The sequence below is a fragment of the Pseudomonas sp. TH10 genome, assembly GCF_016651255.1.
Lineage (GTDB): Bacteria > Pseudomonadota > Gammaproteobacteria > Pseudomonadales > Pseudomonadaceae > Aquipseudomonas.
The window spans coordinates 1-26,050 of sequence record NZ_JAEKEG010000012.1 but is presented as its reverse complement, the minus strand read 5'-3'; the positions used below and the strand labels follow the sequence as shown (position 1 = coordinate 26,050).

Genomic DNA, 26,050 nt, shown 5'->3' with positions numbered 1-26,050 from the left:
GTAATGGATTAAAAAGGGTAGTGGTGACCACCTGGCTGCCAGGTCACCCAATGTGCGCGAGTGAATTCATCGACAGCATAGTGACCGTTGAAACGCCCGAGCCCGGAGTTCTTTTCACCTCCGAAGGGAGCGTTCGGCTGGTCATCGACGGTGATATCGTTGATGTGCGTCATGCCGGCGACGATGCCACGCGCGAACTGTAGCCCGCGTGCCATGTCTTTGGTAAATACCGCACTGGACAACCCATACTCGCTGGCGTTCGCAAGTCGCAGGGCGTGCGCTTCATCGTCGGCGATGAGCATGGGTAACAGCGGGCCAAATGTTTCATCGACGGCCAGGGCGTCATCGGCTTTTACGTTCCCGAAAACATGCGGGGGAGCAACAGACCGTTGGCTGAAGCGCCGAACAATTGGGTCAGGCCCGCGCTGTGTGCCTGATCAATCTTGCGTAACAGGCCATTCAACTGCGATTGATTGACGACAGGCCCAATCACGGTGTCCGCATCATCGGGGTTACCCACTTTCAGCTTGCTGACTCTCTCCACCACAAGGTCTGCAAACGCCGGGTATAGCGTGCGATCAACAATCACTCGGTTGACGCTCATGCATATCTGCCCTTGATGCAGGAAACGGCCGACCACGGCTGCGTGGGCCGCCACTTCAACGTCGGCATCACTCAACACCACCAGTGGGGCGTTGCCACCGAGTTCAAGGGCAACGCGTTTGATGTGCTTGCCGCCCGTGGCGATGCGCCCGACATTACGCCCGACGTCCGTAGAGCCGGTGAACGAGATCAACCTTGGCACTCGATGCTCCACGAAGGCGTCACCGATTTCTGATCCGGCACCTACAACAACGTTGATGGTGCCCGCAGGGAAGCCCGCCGCCTCCAGTAAGTAAGCGATCAACAATCCGCCGCTGACAGCGGTATCACTCGCAGGTTTTAGCACTACGGTGTTGCCTAATGCCAAGGCCGGAATAACGGAGCGCATGCTCAGGTAAAGCGGGAAGTTCCATGGGCTGATCACCCCCACAACGCCAAGCGGGTCACGAAACACAAAGCTCTGTTCGCCAGGCTTGTAGCTGGTCAAGATCCGACCCTCTACTTGCATTGGCATACTCGCGCATTCCCGAACCAGATTCAGCGTGCTTTGCCACTCGATGCCAGCCTTGATTCGAGTGCTGCCCGACTCTTTGATGAGCCAGTCGATGATTTCTTCACTGCGCTGCGCAACGATAACTGCAAGCTTTTCAAGCAACAAAACCCTCTGGCCAGCGTGTAGAGCAGCCCACTCCAGCTGTGCCTTTTCGGCAGCCAAGTAGGCTTCATCCATATCGGCGACCGAGGCGAGCGGCATGTCCAACAGCAACTCGTTGTTGAAGGGGTTGCGGTTGTCCAGGCGTTTGGTTGAGCGACCTGGCTGCCAGCGGCCGTTAATGTATTGATGACCTTGAATGGCAAATGGAGCGGGTGCGTTCTGGTTGTTCATTTAGGCGACTCGATCAATTGAATGGATTGACTTCCCTGCAAAATCAGGTGCGCATCCAGGCGCGGCCCCAGGAGTTCAGAGTGTGCTCACTCTGCGGCCATACGCCGGCTTCACGGTCTGCTGGCGCCAGTTCAAGTTCGGCCGAGAATTCCAGTCGGTTCCGATCGGCATCGACCACCATGAAAAACAGATTGTTGCCCGGACCATGACGGCCAGGGCCGAAGAAAATGCTGATGCGCTCCTTGGCAAACCGGTCGCCCCAATCACGAATGTCATTCCACTCATTGGTTTCGTAACAATGATGGTCCCATTCATTCTTCGACCCGCGGAAAAAGGCGAGGGAGTGATGCTCGTCGTCGGAGCGCAGGAAACACACCATGAGCTGACCGGTTTCCTGGTCGACCACGTTGTCGGAAATGGTGAAGCCAACGGTGTTGACGTAAAAGTCGATAATCGTCTCAAGCTCGGTGGTTTGGAACACAACGTGCTGCAACCTCGACGGCATGCCTTGCAGTTCAGCACTTGTATCGGGAAGTGCTACGCCGAATACTGTCTGGCGACCCTGTGGATCCCGAATGGCAAACGCGCCTGGTTCAAGTAAAGGCGAGGTCACCGGATCCATCTGGCATTCACGCTCAATCAGGTTCTGACGCAGCGCTTCCAGTTTGGCGTTGGAGTGGAGGTTGAAGGCAGCGGCCAGCAGGCCGCTATGGTCGGCTGGCGAAATGATTGCCGCTCGTTTAGGCCCCCGCATCACCTGGCTGCCATCTGCTTGTGGCGATGCGCGCATGTCCATCATTCGCGTATAAAAATCTACCTGGCGTTGAGGTTCTTTGCTTGCCAGGTGCAGGTAGCACAGTTGAGCAGGGGTCGAAGTCTGGAGGGTCGTCATGGAAAACTCCGCGATCAAAGAGTAACTGGGGAATGGGCGGTATTGGCAGCCGCGACGGCGACTGTCGTAGTCCTGTGCAATGCCCAACACGGACTGAAGAGCCAGAACTGTTTCTGACTCCTGAGCCTGGTCAAATATGGCGGCGACATAGCGGTCGGGACGTAGCAGCAAGAAGGTGCTGGCCTCGGCAAACAGTGCGCTTAACTCACCGTTGCGATCATGTACGATCGTGAGTCCCGCCAAAGGGGGCGGAAGCGGAGCGTCTTGTGGAATGATCACCATGCGCTTGGCATCCAGGTGGTTCCAGAGCGGGTGCTGCAGTTGATCCATGCGTTGGCTGCGCAGATCGCCATATTGAATCAAGGCAAAGCCAGGGCCGACATACTCATCCAGCAGTCGCGCGCAGCCTTGCGAATCGAAGAGTGTCGGCTGCGGGAACATTGTTCCGGCGCGCAGATTGCCGGCCTTACCTTGGGATAACACCAGGCCTTGGGTAAAACGAGGCTTGGGTTTAAATTTCATCTGCAGGAAGTAATCGCGCAGAGGCGGTATCAGCCCGATCACACGGAAGGTGCTGGTAATGAGCTTGGCGCGCAAGGTCGAAGCTGGCGCCATGACCACCCCGAGATTCAATGCCAGCTTGATCAGCGCCCAGGCATGATCGCGGCGTTCGCTTTCATAGGTCTCGAGGGCGCTTTGCGCCATTTGTCCCCGGAGTACCGCCACAAGTTTCCAGGCGATGTTATGCGCATCACGCACACCGCTGTTCATGCCTTGGCCCGCGTAGGGTGGGGTCAGGTGCGCAGCGTCACCGGCGAGAAAAACACGACCTTCCTGCCAGCGAGAGGCAACCCTGGCGTGGAAGGTGTAGACCACTTTGCGCACCAGCGAATAGGCTTTTTCACCCCGGAACGGCCGCAGCAAGTTGCCAAGGCTGGCGTCGCTGAGCATTTGCTCATCAGTCTCGTCGTCTTTGAGCATGAACTCGAAGCGACGTGTCTGATGAGGGCCGGGCACTTCTACGACAGGTCGCTGCGCGTCGCAATACACACGAGTCTGCCAGAACGGGTCATCGTCCTTATCCAGATCCACGACCAACCAACGGGACTTAAAGCTAGAACCCACCATATCGATACCCAGTTGTTTTCGAACCGGGCTTCTGCCGCCATCACAGGCAACCATGTATTGGGCGCGCACCTCAACCGTGTCACCGGCCGCGTTTTGTACTCGAGCAAGAACACCTGAGGCGTCCTGTGTAAAGTCGATCAGCTCATGGCAGAAAAGCGGAGTCAGGCTAGGGAAACGCTCCATGCCGTGCATCAGCGTGCGTTCGAACAATGGTTGCCTGAACGCATTGCGTTTGGGGTAGCCGTATTGCTTGCCGACAGGTTCGACCTTGCCAAAGCAACGTCCCCCTGGCTTGTCGAAGTAGTGAACGCCGTAGCCTTTGACGACGTCAGCCAGCACGGCTTCATCCAGCCCGGCTGCCTGCATGGTTCGCAGCGACTCATCGTCGATCGAAACGGCACGCGGTTCAGTCACGGTGCCGGCTTTACGATCAAGAATGGTCGTACGCACGCCGGCCTGTCCGAGGAGGTTGGCCAACGTGAGTCCTGTCGGGCCGGCACCGATAATCAGTACGTCAGTATTCACAGGTGTAAGGGTTGTCATTTTTATTCCCTCGGTGACCGCCGGGCTGGTCAGTCCAGTACTTCTGGTCTGTGCGCCAGCGCGGTCATGAGTTGTGAAAGATTGTCGGCAAGGGCGAGGATTTGCTGCCCTTGAACTTCATCCTGTTCGCTGTCGCGTTGCGAGGTAGGGCGCACGCAACTGATGCTGCCCACCACTTTGCCGTCGCCATCGAATATGGGGGCCGCGAGGCCGAAGACGTCAGCATCGACTTCGCTGGTGCTCAGCACATATCCCTGGCGGCGCAAGCGTTGGAGCGAGCGCCGGAACACCTCCCACGTCTTGCCAAGGTTGCTGGACTCGATGTCACTCGGGTTTTCCAGAAACAGTTGGCTTTGATGCCGTGAGCCCATGTTGGCGAGGATCGCTTTAGAGGTCGCCCCCATGAATAAAGGTCTTGGCGATCCTCGCGAGTAGCTCACTTGATTGGAAAGGTTGCCGGTTTGATGCACGCAGACCACTTGATCCTTGAACAGCCGACACACCAACCAGGCTTGCTCGGCACCCCATTGCGGAAAGGTCGACTCCAGGGAGTGCGCCGCGCGTACCAACGGATCACTGACGCGCAGTTGGCGATCCCAGGTAATGATTCTCGCGCCCAGCGCATAGCGACCGGCCTCCACCTGAAACAGCAAGTTGGCCTCGGCCAGTTCGCGTACATAACGGTAGGCAGTGGAGCGTGTGAACCCCAGCGCATTTCCCATCCCGTCGACCGTCCAGATGGGATGGTGCTCGGTGAACAGGTCGAGGATTCGAAGCATCCGCTCCAGGCTGGAGCCTTTGCTGTCTGCCAGGTGCTCGGTGGTGTCTTCGGAGTCAAACGGTCTTTGCATGTCAGCGCTCGTCTACAATACTGTTGCGCAGGATACCAATGCGCTCGATTTCGATTTCGACGATATCGCCCGGCTTCATCCAGACGGGTGGCTCGCGGAATGCACCAACGCCGCCGGTGGTGCCGCTGACGATGACGTCTCCAGGGGCCAATTCAGTGAACGCGGTGCAGTACTCGATCAACTTGCGCACATCGAAAATCATGTCGCTGGTGCGCGTGTGTTGCATCACTTCACCGTTCAAGCGAGTCGTCAGTTCCAGGTCCTGCGGGTCGACGATCTCATCGCTGGTGACCATCCATGGGCCGAACCCACCGGTGGCCGGGAAGTTCTTCCCTGGAACAAACTGGATGGTGTGCTTCTGCCAATCACGTACGCTGCCGTCGTTGTAGCAGGCATAGCCGGCGACGTAGTCCAAGGCGTCTTCCGGTTTGACGTGGCGAGCGGTCTTGCCGATCACCACGGCCAGCTCACCTTCGAAGTCAAGCTTGTGGGAAACGGTTGGGCGAACGATGGGCTGCAGATGTGCCGTCTGGCTATCGGCAAAGCGGGTGAAAATCATCGGGTAGGTTGGCATGTCCCGACCAGTCTCGCGCACATGCGTGGCGTAGTTGATCCCGATGCAGAGCACTTTTCCAGGGTTGGCAATAACCGGCAAAAAGGTGATTTCAATCAATGCCAGGCGGGGAAGGTCTTTCAGCGCATCAGCCCCCAGCTCGCTCAGTCGATTGCGCGTGATGGCTTCCTTGAGGTCTGCACCCAGGTGTGGCTTGAGCGATTCCAGGTCAATGACGTGGTCCCCTTCAACAATGCCGTACGTGGAACGGTTCTGGTAAACGAAGCTTGCGATTTTCATGGGTATGCCTCTGATTGCATCAATGATGAGAAACAGACTGTGAGGGGTGGGTTGTGGCTTGCTGGCGGGGTCAAGCCGCAGCAAGGTGATTGCCGTCAGCGCGATGACTCCCGGGATCAACGCTGCGCTGAGGATCTCTGACAAAACCCAGCCGGCTGCCAGCATCAAACCGCCGCAAACGGGCCCTGTAATGGACCCCACTCGCCCGACGCCAAGTGCCCAGCCGATGCCTGTGGAGCGTATTTCCTGCGGGTACAACTCGGCGGCCAAAGCGTTAAGACCTGCCTGCGCGCCCTGCACAAAAATACCCAGCAACAACATCGCGGGGAAAAGCGAATAAAGCGAAACAGGCAATTGGCTGAGCGCCAAGACGATCACCAAGTAGCCCATGAACTCGATGGTCAGCACGTTGACCGAGCCCCAGCGGTTCATCATCCAGCCCTGTATGACTGAACCGATTACGCCTCCCAGGCTGAAGAGAATGATCGCGCGAATGCCCATGCTCAGTGGTGCATGAGCGGCCACCAGCAGCGTCGGGATCCAGCTCATGATGAAGTACAAAATCAGCAAGTTCATGGCATACGGCAGCCAGAGCAGCAGGGTGCGGCGCCACATGCCATCTGTGAAAAGACGGTTCAGGGAAGTCGAGGAGGTTGCCTGTTGGCGCAGCTGCCCAAGGCTGGCGGGCAGTTCTGCGAGGTCGGGTGCGAGCCGCTTGATGATAGCGCTGAGGGCAGTACGACTGCCGGGCTTGCGACTGAGGAACTCAACCGATTCTGGAAGCCGCCATACCACGACACCGGCGACCAACAAGGGCAGCGCGCCACCGATCAGGAAAAGGTTTTCCCAGCCCCAGGTAGGGAGGAGTTGGTCAACCGTCACGCCAGCCAGCATGGCACCGAGTGGCATGCCACAGAACAGCAGCGTGACGGCACTGCGCGAGTAACGTCGCGGGCTGTATTCAGAGATCAGCGCCACCAGGTTGGGGATTGCCCCGCCGAGGCCTATGCCGGTCAGGAAGCGCACGACGAGCAGTTGCGAGACGTTGTTAACAAAAGCGGTCAGTAACGCGAATGTGCCGAACAGCAGGATCGACAACACCAGAATTCTCTTGCGCCCCAAGCGATCCGCCATAGGGGCCAGTAGCAGTGCGCCGAGCATCAAACCAAATAAACCCGCTGCAAACACCGGGGCCAGGGCTTGTGGCGTCACGTTCAAGGTTGACGCCATGGCAGTCACCAGAAATCCGACGATCTGGGTGTCGAATCCGTCAAGCACTGCAACCAGTACGCAGAGGGCGAGCACCTCCCATTGCAGCCGGCTGACAGGGTGGGCGTCCACTATGTCGCAGAGGATATTGCTGGGTGTAGGCGTGTGCATGAACTGGCCTCTTATTGTTTTTATTGTCTGGGCAGGCAGGTGCCCTTGACTGAGGCTAAATCTATTACGAAGCAAAAATCCTGTAAAGATAAAATTAACCAAAATCCCAAATAGCAGGAAATATGGTATTTTTGGGTCCTCGGCGGCATGCACCAGGGCTATGAGAGCCGCGTGCGGCTGCGTTTCTTTCATCAGGCTGCGGATGTCAGTTCATCAAATGAATAAGTGGATCACTCAATCATTCGGTCGCTTGATTGGCCGTTTTGGCATGCAGCCCGGGCTTCAGTGGCCTTCTCGGTCAGCACTTATTTTCAGTCTGCACACCACCACTGCAGCCCTCTTGGCGCTGGTCATCGCTCAAATGCTAGACCTGCACCATCCTTGGTGGGCTGCGATGACAGTCTGGCTGGTGGCGCAACCTACGCGAGGCCTCTTGATCGAACGCATCGGCGCGCGCCTGATCGGTACGGTGGTGGGAGCCATGGCAGGCGGACTTTTGCTGACGGTGTTCTTTGATCAGCAGCACTGGCTAATGCTCGCACTGGCAGCCTGGATCGCAGCGTGCGCCGGGTATGGAAACCTGTTTCGACATTTTCGAAATTACGGTTTTGTGCTGGCAGGATACACCGCAGCGATCGTCGCGCTGTTTGGTATTCAGGACCCCGTGCTCGATGTGGACCTGGCCCTTGGCAGAATCTATTGCACCGTCATCGGCGTGTTGGCTTCAGCTTGTTTTTCATGGACGTTTACAGGCAAGTCCGCGTCCCTGGAATCCGTGTACAACCGACTCGATGCGCTGATTGTGGCCAGTGTTCGCTACAGCCTCAAAAGGTTGCAGGCAGGCACTGCACACGATGCCAAAAGTTTTAGTGCGCTGTTGCAGGAATTAGCAGCGCTTGATCTGTGCCTGGATGAAATTGCTGCAGGTTCTCGAACAATGCGTTTACGGGTCTGTCGCACTCGCGACGCGCTGGGCGCGCTTGTCGATTTGCTCGTAAGTAGCCGTTTCGATGTTGGCGAAAAACTCCGATTTCCCTCTGACTTGTTGGTAGCAACTCATCCAGAATCGGCAGCTGCAATGGTGCTCGCGGTGATCAATGAGGTCCACAAAAACACTGAAAACCTCGCCGCAGGAACGCTGTTCGTTGAAAAGTTACAACGCGTCTTTGCAGCGTTGAATGCTTGTGAAGACGCCTGGCAGGGAAGCGTTGCAATCAACTCAACAGCGCGACTGGCACGCAACATGCCTCGCGGGCTCCAGACCCTTGATTGCGATGTCCATCGCCACCGCAATGTGGTGGGGCCTGGGTTGGTCAGACGGTCCAATGATGGTCATGACGGCCGTGTTGTTCGCCTCGCTGTTCTCCAGCCATAGCCACGCCAGTGCGGCGTTAAAAGACGTGCTTGTTGGCTCGACCGCTGGCGCCGTTCTTGGTGTGATCTGCCGCTTCTGGCTGTTGCCCGAAGTGGGGACGGTGTGGGAGCTGGCCTTGGTTATCGCACCGTTTTTGATGCTCGGAGCGTTGCTCATGGCTCGGCCCGGTACAGCAAAACTGGCGATCGACCTGAACATGACCTTTTTGTTAATCGCTCAACCGGGATTACAGGTGGACACCTCCCTTGAACATCTTCTGTTGCAGATGTTGGCAATTCTGGGCGGAGTATTCACTGCCGTGCTGACCTACCGATGGCTGGTTCCTTCCTCGCCAGGCTACCTGTGCAAGCGCCTGTGCAAGCGCATTGCGCGTCTCACACTGAAGATCCCGGATGCACCTACACCTGCTCGGGCGCACATTCATGATCAAGTCATTGATCTTCTGACAAGGCTGATCAGCCTTGAAAAAAGGCATCTCCACGGCTCATTGCTGCGTTCGAATGCGCAGCGACTGCCCAGCTTCTTGCTAACCACCGTACCGACCAACAGCCCCCCCGCGTACTGCGCCAGCACTTGGCGAGCCTCGCGACTTCCAGGTCGGCAACCAAAACGAAAACTGGCGCTGACCTATTTTGAATCAACCGGAGAACACCCATGTCTGACCGCCCATCACCGTGGCAAAACTTTACAGGCCAATACATCGCGGGCGCCTGGCGCTCCGGAAGTACGCGCAAGGTCCTGGAGAATCGCAACCCTTACGACAACGCGCTGCTGACCGAGCTTTCTCTGGGTGATGCCAGCGACCTCGACGACGCCTACCAGGCGGCAGCAACCGCGCAGAAAGCGTGGGCGCAGACGTTACCTAATGAGCGTGCTGCGTTGTTCATGCGAGCCGTTAACGTGCTGGAAGCCAGGCACGAAGAAATTGTCGACTGGTTGATTCGAGAGTCAGGCAGCACGCGTACTAAAGCCGAGATTGAATGGTCGGCTGTGCGTTCAACCATGATCACGGCGGCGGCCATGCCTTCGAGAGTCGTCGGTCGCATTCTGCCAATCGACACCCCCAATAAAGAAAGCCGCGTTTACCGTAAACCACTGGGTGTGGTCGGGGTTATCAGTCCGTGGAACTGGCCGATGCATCTATCCAACCGGTCTATCGCACCCGCACTGGCACTCGGTAACGCCGTCGTCGTGAAGCCTGCCGACGATACGCCGGTGACCGGCGGCTTGCTGTTGGCGAAAATTTACGAGGAGGCCGGTTTTCCGCCGGGAGTTTTGAACGTAGTCGTCGGCGATGTGGCTGATTTGGGTGATGCCTTTACCCTGCACCCGATTCCAAAATTCATCTCTTTCACGGGATCGACTCGGGTCGGGCGGCACATTGGCGCTTTGGCAGTAACAGGTCCGACACTCAAGCGAGTCGGGTTGGAGTTGGGTGGGAATGCTCCCTGCGTGGTGCTTGATGACGCGGACCTCGATCTGGCGGTGCACGCCGCCGTTGTGGGGCGCTTCCTGCACCAAGGTCAAATCTGCATGAGCAGTAACCGGATTATCGTCGACGCCTCGTTGCAAAAGGATTTCGTCGAAGCGTTTGTCGAGCGCGTTCGCCAGTTGAAAGTCGGCGATCCTGACCTTGCAGATACAGTCATTGGCCCGCTGATCAACCGTCGCCAGTTGGAGGGCGCAGTTGCCCGGATAGAAGCGGCTAAGGCCGAGGGTATCGAGATGCTGTTGGGTGGCGCGGCGATGGGGCAGGTCCTGCCACCGCACGTCTTCGTAAATGTGGACAACATGAGCGACCTGGCCCAGGCCGAGCAGTTTTGCCCGGTGGCACCGATCATCACGGCTCGCGATGAAGCTCACGCGCTGGAGCTGGCGAACCAGACAGAGTTTGGGCTTTCTTCGGCGGTATTCACCAAAGACGAAGGCCGAGGCTTACGCTTTGCGCAGCAAATCGAGGCCGGCATGACGCACATCAACGACATCTCGGTGAACGATGATCCGAACAACATGTTCGGCGGCGAGAAAAACAGCGGTATTGGGCGATTCAATAGCGATTGGATCATCGCTGAGTTGACCAGCGATCACTGGATTTCGGTGCAGCACAAGCGTCGCGATTATCCGTTTTAACTGCAGCTGCAGCATGCCTTTCGGATCAGTGCCCTGAATTTTTCGGGGCATTTTTTAACAGTTTTTCCATGACGGGCAGACGTTTTTTTTCTTCATGAAAAGGAATTTGCTAACACTGTAACCGTCAAGAGTTTGCCTCTTGGGGAACCTTCAAAACAACAAAAATATCGCGATGCGATAAAAGTAGGTGTTAATGTGCCGGATAGGCCGTCTCCGAATGCTCAGGTTGACGACAATTGAAATGTTCAGCCTTACAGGAGATACCAGGCGTGGCCAAAACCCTTCTGCAGAAACTCTGGGAAACCCACGTCGTCCGCCATGATCCGGACGGCTCTGCGGTGCTCTACATAGACCTCCACTTGATTAATGAGGTAACAAGCCCTCAAGCCTTTGAGGGTTTATCGGTTGCTGGCCTCAGTCCATGGCGGAGCGCCACGATAATTGCTACCTCCGACCACAACGTGCCAACCAAGGACTTGGACGTGGGCATCCAAGATCCTGTAGCAAAAATTCAGGTTCAGACACTGGAACGCAACTGTGATGAATTGGATTTGCGCCACTTCAGGATGGGTGAAAAAGGGCAGGGGATTCTGCACGTCATCGCGCCTGAATTAGGCGCCAGCCTGCCCGGTATGACTATCGTATGTGGCGACTCACATACCAGTACCCATGGTGCTTTTGCTGCCTTGGCATTTGGTATAGGCACCTCTGAAATCGAGCATGTACTCGCGACTCAATGCCTTCGTGTGTCACCCATGGCGTCCATGAGCGTCCAGATCGACGGCGTATTGCCACCTTTTGTGACTGCCAAAGACCTGGCACTCAGCTTGATTAGCAAGATAGGTACAGCAGGAGCCACCGGCCATGCCATCGAGTTTACAGGCAGTACGGTTCGTGGCTTGTCCATGGAAGCGCGCATGACCCTTTGCAATATGGCCATCGAAGCCGGAGCTCGCGTCGGGCTGATTGGCGTAGACGAGGTCACGTTAACCTATCTGCACGGTCGCCCTCACGCGCCGAGAGGTGGAGCATGGGAAGCCTCCAGTGCGTTTTGGCGAACACTTCATAGTGACCCCGGAGCGGTCTTCGAAGAGGTTGTTTACCTTGATGCAGCGACGATTACGCCTCAAGTTTCCTGGGGGACGTCTCCGCAAATGGTGTGTGGTGTATTAGACGAGGTGCCAGATCCCTCGAGCGAAGAAGACCCAGCCAAGCGCCAGGCACTGGTTCGTGCCCTCGACTACATGGGGCTGGAGGCTGGTACCGCGATTGTTTCAATTGAGCTGGATAAAGTGTTCATAGGGTCGTGCACCAATGCGCGCTTGGAGGACCTGCGCGCGGCCGCCCAGGTGGTGGAGGGTCGCAAAGTCTCGTCTCGGATCAAACAAGCGTTGGTGGTGCCTGGCTCGGGCTTGGTTAAATCCATGGCAGAAGCAGAGGGGCTGGACAGGATTTTTATTGACGCCGGCTTCGAGTGGCGTGAGCCCGGTTGTTCCATGTGTCTAGGCATGAATGACGATCGGCTGCTACCGGGGGAGCGTTGTGCATCGACTTCAAATCGAAATTTCGAAGGTCGTCAGGGGCAGGGCGGCAGAACGCACCTCGTTAGTCCGGTGATGGCAGCGGCGGCTGCTTTAGCGGGGCACTTTGTGGATCTGACCGCGTCTGGGAAACGGAGATAAACGTAGTGAAAGCATTCAAACAGTTTTGCGCGGTGGTCGCGCCGCTTGATCGTATTAATGTTGATACCGATGCCATTTTGCCAAAGCAATTTATGAAGTCGATCAGCAAGTTTGGCTATGGGGATTATCTTTTTGATAACTGGCGTTATCTAGACGAAGGGCAGCCAGGCGACGATTGCTCAATTCGCCCCATCAACCTGCAATTCGTGCTCAATCAGCCGAGGTTTCGGTCAGCCGAGATCCTCTTGTGTCGAGATAACTTCGGATGCGGTTCCAGCCGCGAGCACGCTCCATGGGCATTGCGCGACTTCGGAATCAAAGCTCTGATCAGCACCAGTTTTGCTGATATTTTTTATGGAAATTGCCTCAAGAACGGTGTGCTTCCCATTGTATTGACCAAAGATGAAGTTGATCACCTTTTTACACTTGCGACCAGCGATGTACCTCTGCGACTGGTGGTCGATCTCGCTGCCCAAACGATTGTCCAGCCTAGTGGAGTCGTTCATCATTTTGAAATCGATGCATTCCGCAAAAATTGCCTCATTCTCGGCCTTGATGAAATCAGCCTGTCGCTGACGCATGCTGATGCTGTGCGCCTGTACGAGAGCATGCGACGCACCACCGAGCCCTGGTTATTTCAAGACGGGTAACCCTGCGGCGCGATTCATCAGACAGAGGAGGCCAGTGCTGTCATTTTTTGAGTCATCACGGCGCCGGCTTGGGCCACAAGTGGCGCTAGTCGCGTCTTGGTTTCATGTGAGGCCTCGACAACAGGTATCACTAAACTAATGCTCCCAATAACCCTTTTGTCGTCGAAAATAGCGGCAGAAATACCGGCGGCGCTATTGCCTAACTCGCCTGAAGTTATAACTGCCGGCTCGTTTCTCAGCGTGCGCAGGGTTTGTTTGACTTGCGCCCAGTCAATGCCAAGGCCAAACCGATCAAACTCGGCCATCCACGCTTCATAGTATGGTTTGACTTGCCGCAGCGGAAGATGCGCCAGGATGACCTTTGAGGCTGCACCTTGGTACAGAGGTCTTGGAAGCCCGCGTTCGTAGCTAATGTCCTGCTTGAAACGCGTGGTGAACTCCTCGTGTACGCACATGACTTGCCCCCGGAAGTACCTGCATAGAATGGCAATGCTCCCGGACGGGGCTGCATCAAGCATCTCTCCCATGACCAACCTTGCGGATTGGATCATCGGATCACCCACCCTCATTTTTCTATCCAGCGCGATGATTGCAGGGCCCAGAACATAACGCCCAGGCGTGAATGCGCTGATGTACCCGGCAACCGACAGCGTTCGGAAGTAGCGGTAAGTATGGCTAGCCGATAGCCCCAATTCCACGGCCGCTTCATCCACAGACCAGTCGTTTTTGGTATCCCCGCTGAACAGCTCAAGCAAGCGCATCAAGCGGTCCTGGGAGCTTCCTTTGGCGTCTTGGGCAGCTAAGGCTTTCATTTCTGACGTGTGGGTGACGTGCTGCGTTTTCAACTCAAACCCCTTAGAACGGTCCGCTTGCCATAGTCAGGCACTTTACAGGCAACCGTGGCTGTCAGCGCTCTAAAAACAAAAATAGCGCTATAGGATAAATCTGTTGACCTTGATCAAAATAAACATAATTATCGCATTACAACAAATCATACAAAAACACCTTGAGGTGTGAGGATTCCACATGAGCCAGCTCACGCAGCCATCGCGTCCAGAGATCGACGTAGCGCCGATTCTCGATCACGGGAAGTGGACGTCGTATCAGAAGCGGATTCTTTTTCTGGTCGCCCTGGTCATGGTGTTCGATGGCGTAGATGCACAGGTGCTGAGCCTTTCGCTTTCCACGATTTCATCCGAATGGGGTATTAGCCGCTCGGCCTTCGCACCCCTTCTAGGGTTTAGTTTTATCGCAATGGCACTGGGTACAGCGGCGGGGGCATCCTGGGAGACCGCATCGGGAGAAAGTGGACGCTGGTAGGGTCCTCTATCACTTTCGGTCTAATGACTTTATTGGGAGCGTTCGCCGATGACGTGATGTTCCTGGGGGTATGCCGAGTTATCGCGTCACTGGGCATGGGAGCTGCCATGCCTAATGTCACGGCAATGCTGGCTGAGTACACCCCTGTACGGCGGCGCAGTCTGGCACTGGCCATCGGTATGAGCGCGCTGCCCTTTGGAGGCATTGTCGTCGGCTTGCTGGGCGCGCAAATTCTTCCCGCACTTGGATGGCGTACTTTTTTGTGATCGCCGGCTGTGGTCCGTTATTCGTCGCGTTGGCGTTGGTCATTTGGGTGCCGGAATCGTTGAGATTTTTGGTGGCACGTAACGTCAAACCGGTCGCCTGTTTGGCCATCATTCGGCGATTGGGGCATGCGGTGTCGCCGACGACAACGGTGACGGACAGCGGAGAAAAAGCTGCGGTAGAGAAAGCCTCCGTGCAAGCGTTACTCGCCAGTGAATACGCCCGAGATACCTGGATTCTGGCGGTCGCGTTTTTTACTGTAATTCTGTCTAGCTATCTCATGTTTACCTGGTCGCCTTCTCTGTTTGTCGAAGCGGGATACAGCGTCAGTCTGTCAAGCGCAAGTATGGCTGTATTTAGTCTTGGCGGATTGATTGGGGGAGTCGGCGGCGGCTGGCTGTTCACTCGCTTTGGTTCGCGCAAAACGATGCTCTGCATGGCCGCGGGTGCGTTGACATGTTGTGCGGTGCTGATGGTGACGCCGCTTCAACCAGCAGCGAACACTCTTCCGATCATTATCGCGAGCTTGCTGCTGCTTGGACTCTGTGTGCCGGGTACTCAAGCCATCCTGTTTGTTCTGGCAGCGCAGATGTTTCCTACCTCAATGCGTGCAAGTGGAGTTGGCTTGCCCGCAGCCTTTGGAAGGCTGGGCGCGGTGTTGAGTGCCTTCATCGGGCCTTGGATCCTTGCCAGTACGGGTACTCGGTTCTTCGGTTTTATTGCGGCCATGATTTTGATTCTTTTTGTCGCGCTGGCCCTGGTCCGTCGCCACATCGCACGGACCGCATTTCAAGTCCCCAGCGATGCACCGTTGAACGAAGCTCGATAGATAGGTAAGGAGATACTTGTGAGTAACGATGCCTTTAGAGAACACATTGCCCACGACAACATGACACCTCTCTGGGAGGTGTTGCGCGGGCTCACCCCACGCGAGCCAAAGCAGACGGCTGATCCGGTGATCTGGCGTGCCGAAACCATTCGCCAAAATATGAAAATGGCCTGTGAAGTTATCTCCGCCGAAGATGCGGAGCGCCGCGTGCTTGTGCTGGAAAATCCTAAGTTTCGGGGCAAGTCGCAGATAACATCATCCCTATACGCGGGAATCCAAATGATCCTGCCAGGGGAGGTCGCCCCCAGTCATCGCCACACCGCGTCTGCGCTAAGACTGATTTTAAGTGGCGATGGCGGCTTCACCACCGTGCATGGCGAAAAGGTGCTGATGAGCCCGGGTGACTTTGTCATCACGCCCACGAACGTTTTTCACGACCATGGGGCGCAGGGCACGGAACCTGTTATGTGGCTGGACGGCCTGGATGTGCCTGTTGTGCAAATGCTCAACGCCGGTTTCTCTGCTGATGACCCGAATCTACGTCAGGCCCTGACACGTCCGACAGGCGACTCCAATGCGCGATTCGCCGCTGGCCTGAGACCTGTAGGCGACACCCACGGCGGCCCCGTCAGCCCGCTTTTTCACTACCCCTATTCGCGCACACGTGCGGCGCTTGAACAGTTGTCGCTAGTCGATGAGTGGGACGCATGTAACGGTTTCAAACTGATGTTTACCAACCCAACCAATGGGCTGTCCCCGATTCGCTCGATGGGTGCGTTTATGCAGATGTTCCCTGCTGGGTTTAAGGGCACGAGGTTTCGTGAAACCGACGGAGCTGTTTGCTGCGTCGTTGAAGGCAGCCTGCGCGTTCAGATCGGTGACGAAACGTGGACAGCCTGCAAGGACGACGTGTTTGTCGTTCCGGGTTGGGCATGGCGCTGTTTTGAGGCGGACGAGCAATGTGTGCTGTTCAGTTTTTCCGATCGACCGCTGCAAGAACACCTCGGATTTTGGCGCAGCGAAATCAATCCGAGCGCAACTACTACAACAGGAGAAAAACCATGAAAATTTGTCTGTTTAACGATAACCGTTTGGGCCTGATCGAGGGCGACATTATCTATGACGTTTCCCAGGCTCTGCGTATTTTGTCGCCTGCCCGTTATCCGTTTCCACGCCATGACCTGCTGATCGCTAACCTGGCCGAGCTATGTCCCGAAATCTCCCTGGCAAAGGGAAGCGCAGCGGTCTTCAAATTAAGCGATGTCGAGTTGCTTAGCCCCGTCGGTAACCCAGGAAAAATTGTGGCTGCACCGGTCAACTATCAGGCTCACCTTGATGAAGCCATCGCAGATACGGAGACGTTTACACGTGCGAATGTCCGCAAAATCCAGGAGACGGGCCTCTTCCTGAAAGCCACCAGCTCGCTGATCGGTGTCAGTAAGCCGATTGTGATTAATCTTCCAGAACGCCGTACCGATCACGAAATCGAGCTAGTCGCTGTTATTGGCAAGCGTGCCAAGGATGTGAAGGCAAAGGACGCATTGGCCTATGTTGCCGGATACAGCATTGGCCTGGACATCACGATCCGCGGACCCGAAGAGCGAAGCTTGCGCAAATCGTTGGACACTTACTCGGTGTTGGGGCCATGGCTTGTCACGGCTGATGAGCTCAGCGACCCGCAGGGCTTGGAGTTGCTACTGGAGGTTAATGGTGAGAAACGCCAGCACGCCAATACTCGGGATTTGATCATGAACGTGGCAGAGCTGATCGAATTCGCCTCGACCTATTACACACTTGAACCGGGTGATTTGTTGTACACCGGAACGCCCGAAGGTGTGGGCCCCATTGTTCACGGTGACCAGATCAAAGCACGAATTGAAGGGATCGGTGAAATTGTTGTCGAGGTTGTGTCGTCATGAACCTACAACACCCGATTGTAATCATTGGGGGGGCATTGGCGGTCTGGCAGCAGCGCTGGCACTCTCACATAAAGGCTTCAAAACGCTCTTGATCGAACAGGCCGAAGAGTTTCGCGAAGTCGGTGCGGGGATCCAGGTGGGCCCTAACGGTTTTCGCGTGTTGGAGACGCTCGGCGTCGCTGATCAGGTACGCGAACTGACCGTGTTGCCCGATGATTTGATATTCATGGACAGTGTCAGCGCGGAGGTGGTTACCACCATCCCGACAGGCGCAGAGTTTCGGGAACGCTTCAAATATCCCTACGCCTTGGTGCATCGTGCGGACCTGCATTCGGTTCTTCTGGCCGCGTGTCGCGAGTCCGCTGATGTCGAATTCAGGATCGCCACTAGAGTGGTGGGCTACGAAGACGATGGCCTGTCTGTGTGCGTGACTACCGACCAAGGTGAAACCATTCGGGGTTGCGCACTGATTGGTGCAGATGGGCTCTGGTCGAAAGTCAGAGAGAAAATTGTCGGCGACGGTGCGCCTGTGGTCTCCGGGCACATTGCGTACCGGGCGGTGTTGCCCATTGAGGACGTGCCGCTTGAGTTTCGACGTAACTCGATGATTCTTTGGGGGGCCAAAGTCCCACCTGGTCCAGTACCCGCTTCGAGGCGGAAAGCTGTTCAACCTGGTGGCAGTCTTCCACAGCGATCGCTATGTAGAGGGCTGGAACACCGAGGGCGACCCTGAAGAATTACGTCGTCGGTTTGCCGGTACGTGTGACACCGTACAAACGCTACTGTCCAAAATTGAAAGCTGGCGGATGTGGGTATTGTGCGATCGTGAACCCGTGAAAAACTGGAGTCAGGGACGTACCACGCTTCTGGGCGATGCAGCGCACCCCATGCTGCAATACCTTGCACAAGGAGCATGTATGGCGATGGAAGATGGCGTGGTACTCGCACAGGAAATTGAAAAGTGTCAGGGTGATTTTGAGTCAGCTTTCAAGGCCTATCAGGCTCGAAGATATCTTCGCACTGGCCGTTGCCAGGTCATGGCACGTGTTCATGGGGAGTTCTACCATGCCGAAGGAGTGGTAGCCGAACTGCGTAACGGTATGCTTACCGCTCGCACCCCTGAACAAGCATATGCCGGACTTTCCTGGTTATATGACGCGATAATTTAGAGCATCCAGTGACGATCAATTATTCAATGTGCTCAAGTGGCCGTGTTGATCGTCGCTTTCTGCTGTCAGCAATGATCATTCTATAAAAATAAAAAGGGTGAAAATCGTGAACAACAAAACTTGCCCGCCACTTCTGTGGTCCGCGGTACTGTATTTTTGTGCGTCAGGCTCGGCATGGTCTGAGGATTCCGATTTTTTCAAAGATTCAACCGCTACACTTCAGGCCAGAAATTACTACTTTCAACGCAACTATTTAGACATACGCGGGGCCGAGAAACCCAAGGCAGAAGAGTGGGCTCAAGGCTTCATTCTGAATTTCAAATCAGGTTATACACCAGGTACGATCGGATTTGGCATTGATGCAGTTGCCACACTGGGCCTCAAACTCGATAGTGGCCCTGGAAGGGTAGGGACGGGCTTGTTGCCTATCAAGGATAGCGGCGCACCTGCCGATGATTACAGTCGCGTAGGGCCAACCTTAAAAGCCAGATTTTCTAAAACCGAGCTGAGGCTGGGTGAACTTCAACCCGACATTCCCGTCTTGCCCTTCAGCGATATTCGTCTACTTCCACCTTCCTATGAAGGAACCTCTTTTTCCAGTAGCGAGCTTACTGGACTGACCCTTCAAGGCGGGCGTATTAAATCGACCAGCCTTCGAAATGAAGCCGGGGACGAAAAGCTGATCGCTATGTTGGGCTATGTTCCGCAACGCACCGCGTCCAGCGATGCCTTCAATTATATGGGGGTGACTACAGTTTCAACGAGTCACGAACCACCGTCAGTGGTTGGTACGCTCAGCTGGAAGATATTTACCGACAAAGCTATGCTGGCATTAAGCACAAACAGTCATTGGGGCGCTGGTCATTATTCGGTACGTTGGCACAGTTTGATGCTGTTGAAGACGGAGATCATCTAATAGGTCAAGTCGATAACCGCGCTTTGTATGGCACCCTCGGGGTGGCACGGTCTGGCCATACGGTGACTATAGGGTATCAAAAGATGTACGGCGATACCGCGTTCCCCCGAGTGTTCGCCAACATAGCGCCCTTGGCCAACGAACTGCCTACGTATGACTTCTCATCGAAAGACGAGGTGTCCTACCAAGTGCGTTACGACTACGACTTCGCGGCAGCGGGGATCCCGGGATTGCTGTTTTCGACGCGATACGTGACAGGGAACAATGTTGAGACGGGGCGCGGCTATGAAGGTAAAGATAGTGAACGCGACATCGATATGTCTTATGTTTTCCAGAGCGGGCCTGTCAAGGGGTTGGGTATCAGGCTTCGCGATGCCGTAGCGCGCTCTAATTACAGAACTGATATTGATGAGTATCGCGTCGTCCTTAGTTACACCTGGAAGCTTTTGTAGCGTTGGCCGATCAGTAGACGTATCCCGTGTTGAACCTCCTCCCCATTCGCGTTCACCTGACTTAGTTCTGCCGAGGAAGGCGGTGAAATTACTCAATCGTCTATTTGACTTAAGCGAGCAGTCATGGCTGTGGGTACCGTGACCCCGTTAAAGATTGGAGCAAAGGCCGAGTATCGAGATGCTGTGGGGGGCGCGGCAATGGGCAGGTCCTGCCACCGCACGTCTTCGTAAATATGGACAACATGAGCGACCTGGCCCAGGCCGAGCAGTTTTGCCCGGTGGCACCGATCATCACGGTTCGCGATGAGGCTCACGCACTGGAGCTGGCGAACCAGACAGAGTTTGGGCTTTCTTCGGCGGTATTCACCAAAGACGAAGGCCGAGGCTTGCGCTTTGCGCAGCAAATCGAGGCCGGCATGACGCACATCAACGACATCTCGGTGAACGATGATCCGAATAACATGTTCGGCGGCGAGAAAAACAGTGGTATTGGGCGATTCAATAGCGATTGGATCATCGCTGAGTTGACCAGCGATCACTGGATTTCGGTGCAACACAAGCGTCGTGCATATCCGTTTTAACGGCGTCTGCAGGAGGGTTGTGTAGTAAATGAAAATGTCCCGCATGTTCGGGGCATTTTTTATCAGTCAACGTTTCGATCTTTTACTGCTCGATATACAACTTGTTGAGCAATGTCAAAAGCACTTCTCGCTCGTCACTCGTGAGTGCAGCAGTAGCGTTAATATCGCTTTGCATGGCGACTTCCCGAAGTTTTTTAAGCAACTGCTCGCCAGCCTTGCTGAGAAACAAACCATACGAGCGCTTGTCGGGATTGCTGCGCACGCGCATGGCAAGGCTGCGCGCCTCCAGCTTATTGACCATCAGCACTGCCTGCGGGGGCTCGATAGCCAGGGCTTTGGCTAAATCGGCCTGCATCAATCCAGGTGACTGATCAATGATGGTCAGCGCTGTGAACTGGACGGGGCGGATGTCGTGCTCTTCGAGGCTGTTGGATAAGTCCTGGGTGATCTTCATCTGCACGCGCCGCATCATGTAGCCCACCAAATTGTTCAGAGAACTGTCGAGTTTCTCTGGGAGAGCCGGTTCAGGCGTGGCTTTGCGCTTTTGCAGCATGGGGTAGTCCTGTTTGGATCGAACGGTTAACGATTCTAATGATTTTTCAGTTGCCTTCCCAATCATCGTTAAAATATGGCGGGGGTTATCGTCTCAAGGCGGTAGTTCCCGCTGTGGGCGGCCAGCTTTGCGCGGGCCGGAAATAGCAGATCGTGTTTCAGCGGTTTGCTGCTCTGATTGCGCCGATGATTATGTGGGTGAGTTCATCAATAAGCTCCATGGGTGAAACGCTGATGTCTTCCTCGCCGCCAGGAGCAACGCTTTGCAGCATTCCGATGACTGCTCGAGCCAAGACCACTGTTCTGCTTTTCGAAAAACTCGCCCCGGCCACGGCGTTTATGATGGACACAAGGGACTGGGCGTATTCATTGCGCAGAGCGGTAATGCGCGCTTGTTGTGTTGAAGAGAGATTGAAGATTTCTCGATCAATCAGAGTGAGCTTTCTGGCATCGCTTGATTGGAAAGTCACGAAGGTCTGGACGAACAGCCTAAGCTCCGACAGCGCGGTCCTTTTACCTTTCAAGCTGAGCCTTGTCCGATGAAGAAGGTCATTCATCGCCTGTTCCATCAGCTCGAACAACAAGCTCTGTTTGTTCTCGATATGGTTGTAGAGGAGCCCGGCTGGACACCCACCAGGGAAGCGAGATCGCGCAGGCTCGTCGATTGGTAACCGTGCGTACTGAAGCATTCCAGCGCGGTATGGAGCAGTCTTTCTCGAGTGCCAGCAATTGGCTGCAGCGTAAGTGCTTGGTTCACAGGTGTATCCCGATACGAGAGTCATTTGAGTCTGTCATGCGCTTCTGCGTACCCACCGCCGGGGCCGTCCGGCGGCGGCTTCGCCCTGTTTACTCTGTCACCTTAGAAGGGGTAGTGGTGGCCTCCGGGTTGCCACGTGACCCAGTGCGCGCGAGTGAATTCATCCAGGGCGTAATGCCCGTTGAACCGTCCCAGTCCGGAGTTCTTCTCGCCCCCGAACGGCGCATTGGGTTGATCGTCGACGGTGATGTCGTTGATGTGAGTCATGCCGGCGACAATTTGGCGAGCGAATTCCAGGCCGCGCGCCATATCCTTGGTGAAGACCGCGCTTGAAAGGCCATAGTCGCCCGCATTGGCGAGGGCCAGCGCGTGCTGTTCATCGTTGGCGATAAGGATAGGAAGGATGGGGCCAAAGGTCTCTTCCATGGCGAGCTCATGGTCAGCCGGCACGTCACCGAAAACGTGAGGTGGGAGTACGAGACCGGAGGGCGAGCCCCCACCAATTGTTTGAGGCCGGTGCTTTGCGCATTGGCAACTTTGCGCAGCAGGCCATCCAGTTGGGCTTGGTTTATCACGGGACCAATCACGGTGTCAGCCTGGTCCGGGTCGCCCATCTTTAACTTGCTGACGCGCTCGGTGACCAGTGCCGCGAACTCGGGGTAGAGCGAACGGGCAACGATCACCCGGTTAACGCTCATGCAGATCTGGCCTTGGTGAAGGAAGCGCCCGACCACCGCGGCATGCGCGGCAATTTCTATGTCTGCGTCGTCGAGTACGACAAGTGGGCTGTTGCCGCCGAGCTCCAACGCAATTCGTTTGATGTATTTTCCGCCGGTGGCAATTCTGCCAACGTTGCGACCAACGTCCGTAGAACCGGTGAACGAAATAAAGCTGGGGGTCGGGTGTTCGACGAAGGCATCGCCAATCTCCGAGCCGGCGCCGACAATCACGTTCAATACGCCCGCCGGAAAGCCCGCCTCTTCAAAGAGATGGGCTATCAACAGGCCACCGGTAACGGCGGTGTCGCTGGCCGGTTTGAGCACAACGCTATTGCCCAGCGCTATCGCTGGCACGACCGAGCGCATGCTCAAGTACAACGGGAAGTTCCAGGGGCTGATAACACCAACGACACCCAGAGGCTCGCGGAATACGAAACTCTGCTCGCCGGGTTTGTGACTGGTCAGAATTCGCCCTTCCACTTGAAACGGCATCGCCGCACATTCACGTACCAGTTTGAGAGTGGTATGGCACTCGAAGCTCGCCTTGATACGTGTACTGCCGGATTCCCTCACCAACCATGAGGTGATTTCCGCTGCGCGAGACTCGATGACACGAGCCAGGTTGTTCAGCAGTGCAGCCTTCTGTGCAGGGGCGGTGCGTGCCCAGCTGGACTGTGCATGATGGGCGGCGGTGTAAGCATCGTTGACGTCTGCGATGGACGCCATGGGCATGCTTAGCAGTGGGCTGCCGGTGAAGGGATCAACGTCATGGAGCATGCGCGTGGAACGACCTGGGCGCCATTTTCCATCAATGTACTGGTGGTCGGAAACGGCATAAGGTGGAGGCTGCAGGGGGGCAAATTCGTCTCCTTTTACGCGGTGCAGGACACACCGCACTGAATGCTTTTATTTGAATGTGAATCCTGAGCGGACTCAGGATTTTTTGCAGGAGTTGCTCAGTAAACGAGGCGTTGAATGATCGGCAAGCGGCGCGCGGGATTGCCCCATAACTACGTCTTTCGTACGTGAATTTGGTATGGAGCGCGCTGTCGATTTCTGCGGTTATCGCTTGTAGGTTTGCAGGCCAGGTTTGATGCTTTTGTCATCCAGAAACTGCTTCATGCCTTGCTCACGACCACCCTCTTTGTCGAGCAAGCGCGATTGATCGAGCTTGGCATACAGGTAGTCCTCGCTCTGCTCCCAGGTCAGTTCGCGGCAACGTTTGAAGCCGATCTTCGCAGCGCGAAGCACCACCGGATTTTTTCCAGCAGGTTGTTGGCCAGTTCGATGGTGGTTTCACGCAGTTGCGCCAAAGGCACACTCTGGTTTACCAGGCCCATGGCAGCAGCTTTCTGCCCGGTGAAGGTTTTGCCGGTCATGATGTAGTACAGGGATTCGCGGTGACCGCAGGTATCGGCCATGGCTTTGCTCACCAGGTTGCCGGGTGGGATCCCCCAGTTGATTTCGGAAAGACCAAAGGTGGCCTCGTCGGCGCAAATGGCCAGGTCGCATGCCACCAGTGGGCTGAACCCGCCGCCGAAACACCAGCCGTTGACCATCGCGATAGTGGGTTTGCTGTACATGCGTAGCAGCTTCCACTGCCAGTAGGAGGCTTCGCGACGGATTTTTCCTGGAGTATTTCCGGGCCGGCGTCCACCTCGCGAAAGTATTCCTTGAGGTCCATCCCGGCTGTCCAGGCTTCCCCGGCCCCAGTGAGCACCAGGACTCCCGCGTCAGGGTCCTGCTCCAGCACCTGCAATACGTCGGCCATCTCACGGTTAAGCGTTGGGCTCATTGCATTGCGTTTTTCCGGGCGATTAAGAATGACCCAGGCAATGCCTGCTTCCAGCTCAACCTTTACTGTCTGCCAACGACCTTCGTAGTTATTCATCAGGACAACCTGTGTTTGTGTGAATGGTAGGTGAAAGCTAGCCTTCCAAAATAGTTATGTCAATTAACTAATATTGATATTTTTTTCAGGGATGCTCAACGAGGCTCGCAGGAAACGTAGCGTCAACTCGATTGAGAGGCGAGTGATTGGCCATTATTGCTAGGGCTTTATGGAGTTTTCAAAAAATACACGCCGATTTTGCTTGTCGAAGGACGGCGATATTTTGATGGTTTATTCTTTTTATTGGTTAATAGAGTTAATTTGTTGTGGGTGCGCGCCATCACAAATCGCCGTCAGAACGGGGCAAGGGTGGGCGCGAAGAATGCATCCCAGCGTGCCGGCAGGGTTAGAGTCCGGCCGGCGATCTTTAGTCAGTCCCTCAGGAAGGGCAGCGTTACCTCTAGAGCGATCTTCACCATGGCGGCATGGTGTCTGGCCTTGGGTAGGCAAAAACTTAAGAAGTAACGGGCTGACTCCTGCTTGCTTGAATGGATTGGATCGTCCTCGCGTCCCTGACTCACGCGCGCTGCGCGCAGCCAAACGTACCCCAGGCTCAGCACGGCCAGCCACTGAAGGAAGTCACCCGCACTTCGGTACGGCGCCTCGGGATCCCGGGCCTCTGCCGCGCGAATGTCCTCGACGCTCCGTTCAAGTTGGTCGCACTGCTCAATCAAGGATTCTGCGCCGTCGCGCCATGCTGGATTTTCTACAGCCATTGACGCTTCAGTTCGATACAAGGCCATCAGGGTGGGCAGGGTGGCGCAAGGGTTGCGCAGCACTTTGCGCAGCAGCAGGTCATTGGCCTGAATCTCGTTGGTACCCTCATAAATCATGGCGATACGGCTGTCTCGTAAGGTCTGCTCGATCGGGTATTCCTGGCTATAGCCATAGCCACCGAATACCTGCAGTGCGGCGCTTGCCTGCTGAAAGCCTTGTTCTGTGAAGTACGCCTTGACCAGCGGTGTGAGCAACGTTGCGAGTTCAGTGCTTTGCCTGCGCTGTTCTTGATCGGCTGCGTATTCGGATTGGTCCAGTAGATGGGCAACCCAATAACCAAGCATGCGCATGCCCTCGCTCTGTGTTCGCAGGGAGAGCAGTGTGTGACGCATGGCAGGGTGGTAGTGAATGGGGTCTGCCTCCGCCGCCATTGACCCAGCGGGTCGCTTCAAAGCGCGCATCTGCCGCCGTTCGGCGGCATAGCTCATGGCGCTCTGCCAAGCGGCCTCGGTATGACCAAGCCCCTGCATGCCAACGTAAAGCCGTGCCGAATTCATCATCACGAACATGGCTGCGAGGCCTTGGTGTGCGTGACCCAGCAGCCAGCCACAGGCGCCTTCAAAACGAAGGGTGCATGTCGCGCTCGCGCGAATGCCCATCTTGTGCTCGATGCCATCGCAGTAAACGGCGTTGTGGCTTCCGTCATCCAGCCGTTTGGGTACCACGAATAACGAGATGCCGCGACTGCCGGCGGGAGCATCAGGCAAGCGGGCGAGTACGAGGTGGAGAATATTGTCGGTTAGATCGTGCTCGCCGCCAGAGGCGAATATTTTGTTGCCACTGATTCGATGACTGCCGTCGTCATTTGGCTCGGCCCGTGTGCGCAGCAGTCCGACATCGCTACCGGCTTGTGGCTCGCTAAGGCACATCGTAGGGAGTAATTCGCCACTGACGATACCTGGGAGGTAACGTCGGCGAAGCCACTCTGGAG

16 protein-coding genes and 9 pseudogenes are annotated in these 26,050 nt (G+C 55.8%); 12 read left to right on the top strand and 13 right to left on the bottom strand.

From position 1 onward, the window contains the following. Positions 1-8: 8 nt before the first annotated feature. The 6 genes and pseudogenes from JFT80_RS01360 to JFT80_RS01335 form a co-directional block, all read right to left on the bottom strand. Positions 9-1,489: pseudogene (locus tag JFT80_RS01360) on the bottom strand (aldehyde dehydrogenase family protein). A 43-nt stretch (positions 1,490-1,532) separates the two neighbouring features. Continuing rightward, positions 1,533-2,381 (bottom strand): VOC family protein, encoded by an 849-nt coding sequence (locus JFT80_RS25005; RefSeq protein WP_201146663.1) that lies wholly within the window; start codon positions 2,379-2,381, stop codon positions 1,533-1,535. A gap of 63 nt (positions 2,382-2,444) precedes the next feature. Beyond that, positions 2,445-4,052 (bottom strand): annotated as a pseudogene (locus tag JFT80_RS25000) (bifunctional 3-(3-hydroxy-phenyl)propionate/3-hydroxycinnamic acid hydroxylase); the annotation flags it as partial. Positions 4,053-4,081: 29 nt separating this feature from the next. Continuing rightward, positions 4,082-4,903: an IclR family transcriptional regulator gene (locus JFT80_RS01345; protein WP_201146662.1), complete on the bottom strand. Its 822-nt coding sequence runs from the start codon at positions 4,901-4,903 to the stop codon at positions 4,082-4,084. A 1-nt stretch (position 4,904) separates the two neighbouring features. Continuing rightward, positions 4,905-5,756, bottom strand: a complete 852-nt coding sequence (locus tag JFT80_RS01340) for a fumarylacetoacetate hydrolase family protein (RefSeq protein WP_201146691.1) — start codon at positions 5,754-5,756, stop codon at positions 4,905-4,907. A 99-nt stretch (positions 5,757-5,855) separates the two neighbouring features. After that, positions 5,856-6,986 (bottom strand): annotated as a pseudogene (locus JFT80_RS01335) (MFS transporter); the annotation flags it as partial. A gap of 310 nt (positions 6,987-7,296) precedes the next feature. Here JFT80_RS01335 and JFT80_RS01330 point away from each other — a divergent pair. From JFT80_RS01330 to leuD, 4 genes and pseudogenes are all read left to right on the top strand, one after another. After that, a pseudogene (locus tag JFT80_RS01330) lies at positions 7,297-9,286 on the top strand (FUSC family protein). Beyond that, entirely contained in the window at positions 9,211-10,641 is a 1,431-nt protein-coding gene (locus tag JFT80_RS01325; protein WP_307833033.1) for an aldehyde dehydrogenase family protein, read from the top strand. Before JFT80_RS01330 ends, JFT80_RS01325 begins: the two are co-directional and overlap by 76 nt. Positions 10,642-10,910: 269 nt before the next feature. Next, positions 10,911-12,323 (top strand): 3-isopropylmalate dehydratase large subunit, encoded by a 1,413-nt coding sequence (gene leuC / locus JFT80_RS01320; RefSeq protein WP_201146659.1) that lies wholly within the window; start codon positions 10,911-10,913, stop codon positions 12,321-12,323. Between the two features lie 5 nt (positions 12,324-12,328). Next, positions 12,329-12,973 carry a 3-isopropylmalate dehydratase small subunit gene (leuD, locus tag JFT80_RS01315; protein ID WP_201146658.1) on the top strand — a complete coding sequence of 215 codons (645 nt, stop codon included), beginning with the start codon at positions 12,329-12,331 and terminating at the stop codon, positions 12,971-12,973. 17 nt (positions 12,974-12,990) lie between these two features. On the opposite strand, the gene JFT80_RS01310 is transcribed toward leuD, so the two are convergent. Then, entirely contained in the window at positions 12,991-13,818 is an 828-nt protein-coding gene (locus JFT80_RS01310; RefSeq protein ID WP_201146657.1) for an IclR family transcriptional regulator, read from the bottom strand. Between the two features lie 181 nt (positions 13,819-13,999). On the opposite strand from JFT80_RS01310, the gene JFT80_RS01305 reads away from it, so the two are divergent. The 8 genes and pseudogenes from JFT80_RS01305 to JFT80_RS01265 form a co-directional block, all read left to right on the top strand. Then, positions 14,000-14,293 (top strand): hypothetical protein, encoded by a 294-nt coding sequence (locus tag JFT80_RS01305; RefSeq protein WP_201146656.1) that lies wholly within the window; start codon positions 14,000-14,002, stop codon positions 14,291-14,293. A gap of 11 nt (positions 14,294-14,304) precedes the next feature. Further along, positions 14,305-15,386: pseudogene (locus JFT80_RS01295) on the top strand (MFS transporter); the annotation flags it as partial. A gap of 18 nt (positions 15,387-15,404) precedes the next feature. Next, a complete protein-coding gene (locus tag JFT80_RS01290) occupies positions 15,405-16,451 on the top strand; it encodes a cupin domain-containing protein (protein WP_201146654.1) in 1,047 nt (348 codons plus the stop codon). After that, complete coding sequence (locus tag JFT80_RS01285) at positions 16,448-17,305, top strand: fumarylacetoacetate hydrolase family protein (protein WP_201146653.1); 858 nt, start codon at positions 16,448-16,450, stop codon at positions 17,303-17,305. Before JFT80_RS01290 ends, JFT80_RS01285 begins: the two co-directional genes overlap by 4 nt. Continuing rightward, complete coding sequence (locus JFT80_RS24705; protein WP_307833032.1) at positions 17,190-18,038, top strand: FAD-dependent monooxygenase; 849 nt, start codon at positions 17,190-17,192, stop codon at positions 18,036-18,038. The genes JFT80_RS01285 and JFT80_RS24705 overlap by 116 nt, the downstream gene beginning before the upstream one ends. Beyond that, positions 17,980-18,474, top strand: coding sequence for an FAD-dependent monooxygenase (locus JFT80_RS24700; protein WP_201146651.1), 495 nt, complete (start codon positions 17,980-17,982; stop codon positions 18,472-18,474). The genes JFT80_RS24705 and JFT80_RS24700 overlap by 59 nt, the downstream gene beginning before the upstream one ends. A 148-nt stretch (positions 18,475-18,622) precedes the next feature. Continuing rightward, positions 18,623-19,842: pseudogene (locus tag JFT80_RS01270) on the top strand (OprD family porin). A 188-nt stretch (positions 19,843-20,030) separates the two neighbouring features. Then, positions 20,031-20,423: pseudogene (locus tag JFT80_RS01265) on the top strand (aldehyde dehydrogenase family protein); the annotation flags it as partial. Positions 20,424-20,505: 82 nt separating this feature from the next. Here the strand turns inward: JFT80_RS01265 and JFT80_RS01260 are convergent. The 6 genes and pseudogenes from JFT80_RS01260 to JFT80_RS01235 form a co-directional block, all read right to left on the bottom strand. Then, positions 20,506-20,976 carry a MarR family winged helix-turn-helix transcriptional regulator gene (locus JFT80_RS01260; protein ID WP_201146650.1) on the bottom strand — a complete coding sequence of 157 codons (471 nt, stop codon included), beginning with the start codon at positions 20,974-20,976 and terminating at the stop codon, positions 20,506-20,508. 157 nt (positions 20,977-21,133) lie between these two features. Beyond that, a complete protein-coding gene (locus tag JFT80_RS01255; RefSeq protein WP_201146649.1) occupies positions 21,134-21,556 on the bottom strand; it encodes a hypothetical protein in 423 nt (140 codons plus the stop codon). Then, the gene (locus JFT80_RS25270) at positions 21,544-21,732 is read right to left on the bottom strand and encodes a TetR/AcrR family transcriptional regulator (RefSeq protein ID WP_201146648.1); all 189 of its coding nucleotides are present in this window, start codon (positions 21,730-21,732) and stop codon (positions 21,544-21,546) included. The genes JFT80_RS01255 and JFT80_RS25270 overlap by 13 nt, the downstream gene beginning before the upstream one ends. Positions 21,733-21,834: 102 nt before the next feature. Further along, a pseudogene (locus JFT80_RS01245) lies at positions 21,835-23,303 on the bottom strand (aldehyde dehydrogenase family protein). A 210-nt stretch (positions 23,304-23,513) separates the two neighbouring features. After that, positions 23,514-24,342, bottom strand: a pseudogene (locus JFT80_RS01240) (p-hydroxycinnamoyl CoA hydratase/lyase). A 371-nt stretch (positions 24,343-24,713) separates the two neighbouring features. Next, the coding region (locus JFT80_RS01235) for an acyl-CoA dehydrogenase (RefSeq protein WP_201146647.1) at positions 24,714-26,050 on the bottom strand (1,337 nt) is incomplete at its 5' end.